The sequence below is a fragment of the Veillonellaceae bacterium genome (assembly GCA_012523975.1).
Lineage (GTDB): Bacteria > Bacillota > Negativicutes > JAAYSF01 > JAAYSF01 > JAAYSF01.
Genome location: JAAYSF010000031.1, coordinates 1 through 3906 on the forward strand (window position 1 = coordinate 1; position 3906 = coordinate 3906).

Annotated in this window: 4 protein-coding genes; all 4 read left to right on the plus strand. The window is 39.5% G+C overall.

Annotated features, from left to right (window positions below):
- Positions 1 to 61: 61 nt before the first annotated feature.
- A complete protein-coding gene (gene waaF, locus GX348_04340; GenBank protein ID NLP41418.1) occupies positions 62 to 1132 on the plus strand; it encodes a lipopolysaccharide heptosyltransferase II in 1071 nt (356 codons plus the stop codon).
- A complete protein-coding gene (locus GX348_04345; protein NLP41419.1) occupies positions 1125 to 1877 on the plus strand; it encodes a glycosyltransferase family 2 protein in 753 nt (250 codons plus the stop codon). The genes waaF and GX348_04345 overlap by 8 nt, the downstream gene beginning before the upstream one ends.
- The gene (locus tag GX348_04350) at positions 1877 to 3025 is read left to right on the plus strand and encodes a glycosyltransferase (protein NLP41420.1); all 1149 of its coding nucleotides are present in this window, start codon (positions 1877 to 1879) and stop codon (positions 3023 to 3025) included. The genes GX348_04345 and GX348_04350 overlap by 1 nt, the downstream gene beginning before the upstream one ends.
- Positions 2997 to 3906, plus strand: a 910-nt coding sequence (locus GX348_04355) for a glycosyltransferase family 4 protein (protein NLP41421.1), incomplete at its 3' end; no start/stop codon positions are given. The genes GX348_04350 and GX348_04355, both read left to right, overlap by 29 nt.

A 3906-nucleotide genomic window follows, 5' to 3' on the forward strand; every position in this document is an offset into this window, starting at 1 on the left:
CCGGGTAGGTCGTCGTCAAACGTAATAAAAAAGATAAAGACCAGCAATCCATGAGGTGTTTATGAATTACAAAAACATCCTTATAATAAAGCTCAGCGCTATTGGCGATGTAATTCATGCTTTACCTGTTGCCAGCGCACTAAAAAAGAACAACCCAAATACAAAAATCACTTGGATTGTTGAGAAGCCTGCGCATGATCTTTTAACTAATAATCCATATATAGATGAAATAATTATTTTTGATAAAAAGCAATATAAATCACTGATAGGCTTATTTATGAACGGCTCTAAACTTGCTCGCGAACTCCAAAGTCGCAAGTTTGACCTTGTATTGGATCTTCAGGGCTTATTTAAAAGTGCAGCAATAGCCCTCCTAAGCGGAGCCAAGACTAAGTTTGTATACTGCAATGCAAGAGAATTAAGCAGTTTAGTCAGCAAAAGAGTTTGCGGCCAAAACTCAGAAGGACATGTTGTTGACAGATATCTTGATGTTGTTCGTCACATTGGCGGGACAGTAAACCAGCCTCATTTTGAAGTCAATAATACTGCGAAAGAGGTACAAGACACTAAAACCATTGCAGTTCAAGCCGGAATAAACATAGTTAAGCCTTATGCTGTTTTAGCCCCCGGAACTAACTGGCCCAATAAGTGTTGGCCAACGACTTACTTTGCCGAGCTAGGCGATATGCTTTTTGATGATGGAGTTATCCCGGTAGTCATCGGCGGACCCAAAGACGCCAAGCTGTATAAGGAAATTGCCAGCAATATGAAAACTCCGCCAATCAACCTAGTCGGCAAAACTAGTCTGAAAGAATTATCATATATAATTAAACAATCAAAAGTATTTATTGGTGGCGATACCGGTCCAATGCATCTGGCCGTTGCAGTTGGTGCTCCTGTAATCGCTCTCTTTGGACCAACCGATCCGCAGCGGAATGGACCTTACGGAGATAAACATAAAGTAATATTAACCCCATGGGAATGCCGGGGCTGTTGGAAACGTAAATGCCATAAGAATATTGATTGTCTAGCAGGAATTAGCCCTACGGTTGTCTACACGGAATTTTGTAAAATGATGAAAAAATACCAAACCAATCACTCGGTAATGGGAGATAGTAGGTTGCATGAATAAGCTTACGATAATTATACTGACTTATAATGAACAGCGTCATATCAAAGAGTGCATAGAAAGTGCCAAATTTGCCAATGAGATTTTAGTAGTTGACTCCGGCAGCAGTGATGATACTGTACGAATTGCTCAAGATAATGGTGCCAGGGTAATTAGTCACCCTATAACTGACGGTTTTGCAGCTCAGCGAAATTTTGCCCTTAAACAGGCTAACACTGAATGGGTGATGTTCCTTGATGCTGATGAACGCATTACCCCTAAGCTTGCCGGAGAAATAATACAGGCTGTCAAATCCGACAGTGTCCTAGCTTATGAGATTCCCCGCCGGAACATTGCTTTCGGCCATTGGTTACGGTATGGCGGCTGGTACCCTGACTATTGCTTAAGGCTATATCCTCGTACAGAGGTAGTTTATGATGGCATTGTTCATGAAAAAGCAATTGTAAATATAGCTAAGCAAAAACTAAAATACCCTTTGGACCATTATACCTATGATGACTGGGATAGGTATTTCATCAAATTCAATAGCTACACAACTTTAATGGCCAGCCAGCTTTATGAAAAAGGCAAGCGGGCCAATATATTATCTATAGTCTTCCGACCAATATGGGCATTTTTTCGGACTTATATACTGAAGTTAGGTTTCCTTGACGGCAAGATGGGTTTTATAATGGCAGCGTTTCACTATTTTTATACCATGGCCAAGTATGTCAAGCTATATTATATGCAAAGGAGTGAAAATATTTAATGAAATTTGCAATTATGGAATCAATCATCACTCCTGGCGGGCATGAGGTAGATTATGATCGAATTCTTGTCGAAGAATTGCAAGCATTAGGACATCAGGTTGAGTTTTATGTACCGGAAGGCCATGAATTTAAATGGAACTATGGAGCACCTATTAATTTTTTGCCTGGAATAGGGGTTTCTTACGCCAACGTTAAAGGACTTGAAAAAATATTATTATCAATAAAAAGGGAAATCAATCGACAAAAATGGTATAACCGGCTATATCAGTACACCTTAGAGAAGAGGTTTGATGCACTGATATTTCCTTCAGCAACTTACAGGTATCTCAGGGCGCTACAGATAAATAGTCTGGTAAAGTCTCCGCTGCCTGTAATTTTTATTGTCCACGGACTTACACCAAAAGAAGCTCCGCGCCTTTTTCACCAGGCAGAAAAGGCATTGAATAATCCCAATATTAAAATTGCTGTCCAAACTTTTGCCGAAGACTCAAGGATTAACAAACCGATGCCTAATGTTTCTTATTTTTACCCACCGAACTATATACCGAGGGATATTAGTTATAAAAAAAGTGAAAGTACCCCTGAAGTTTTAAAATTGGGCTTTTTCGGCCAATATCGTAAAGAAAAAAAACTTGATCAATTTCTAGACATCTTTGTGACATGCAACTTTACAAGGCCTGTAAAACTACTTGTTCAAGGAGCTACAATGACGCAGGCGGATGCCGAAGATTTTGAGAAAATAATAAAAAGCTATGGCACTTATTCTGACTTAATTGAATTTATGCATCGACCTTTAATCGGCAGGGAGTGGCAGGAGGCTATTGCAAGTGTTGATGCTATGGTTATGCCATACGGCGCCGAAAGATATCGCTATCATACCTCGGCGATCTTATCAACTACCCTGGGCTTTCAAAAACCTGTAATTATCGCTGATAATATTAATCCTGAAGTACTAAAGCACTTTAATATCGGTAAATCATTTCAAGTGGGCAACATGGAAGCCTTAAAAAATGCAATAGAGGTATTTGTTAATACGTTTAATGATAATTTTAAGGATTACCAGGACAACCTTAGCAGGGCCCATGCAGAATACGCACCAAGCAAGCTTGCCGCCAATATTGCTAAGTTGGCTGAGAAAAACAGATAGTGGTGAAATGATGAAAAAATTTTCGATAATTGAAATGATATCGATAAGCTACGAATGGGGCGGCATTGAGCAGCATGTTAAAGATGTTGCCAGCGGGTTGGTTCGCAATGGTCACAAAGTGACAGTAGTCTGCCGTGATTTTGAAATGTATAAAAAAGCCTATAGCGAAGTTTGCCCGGTCAAAACCTTACCGATCAAAAGTGCAATAGATCCGGTAACTGTTTGCGGATTAGCAAAGTTGCTAAAAGAAACACAGGCAGATATTATTCATACTCATACTAGCCGTGATTCATGGCTGGCGCTATTTGCAACCTGGCTAGCCGGAAGAGGAAAAGTGGTCACAACACGTCATGTTCCGCTCATTGCTAAACAGGATTTTATTCATACTTGGTACTTTAATCAGTTAGCGGGCATTATTTGCGTTTCTGAGTTTGTGAAAAACAAGTTTTTTGGAACGAATCCTAAAATCAATACCAGCAATGTACGCGTCATATACCCGGGGATAAAGATTAATGAGAATGCGAAGATAACAAGACGTCTAATAAAAGATAAATTCAATATAAATGACGGTACATTTTTAATAGGCTTTGTTGGCCGAGTAACAATGGAGAAAGGCCTTGATGACTTAATAGAAGCAGTAGCTTTATTAAAAGAAAAAGTGACGAATTTTCGCGTAGTAATTGTCGGCGGGGTGAATCCTAAGACTCCCGAGTATGTTAATGAACTTAAAGAAAAGGCAAAACAACTAGGCGTTTATGAGTATGTAGAATTCTATGGATTTTGTAATGATATACCTAGTGTTATGCATGATATAGATTGCTTGGTGCTTCCTTCAATTATTCCGGAAACTTTTGGTCTTGTGCTGGGTGAGGCAATGCTAG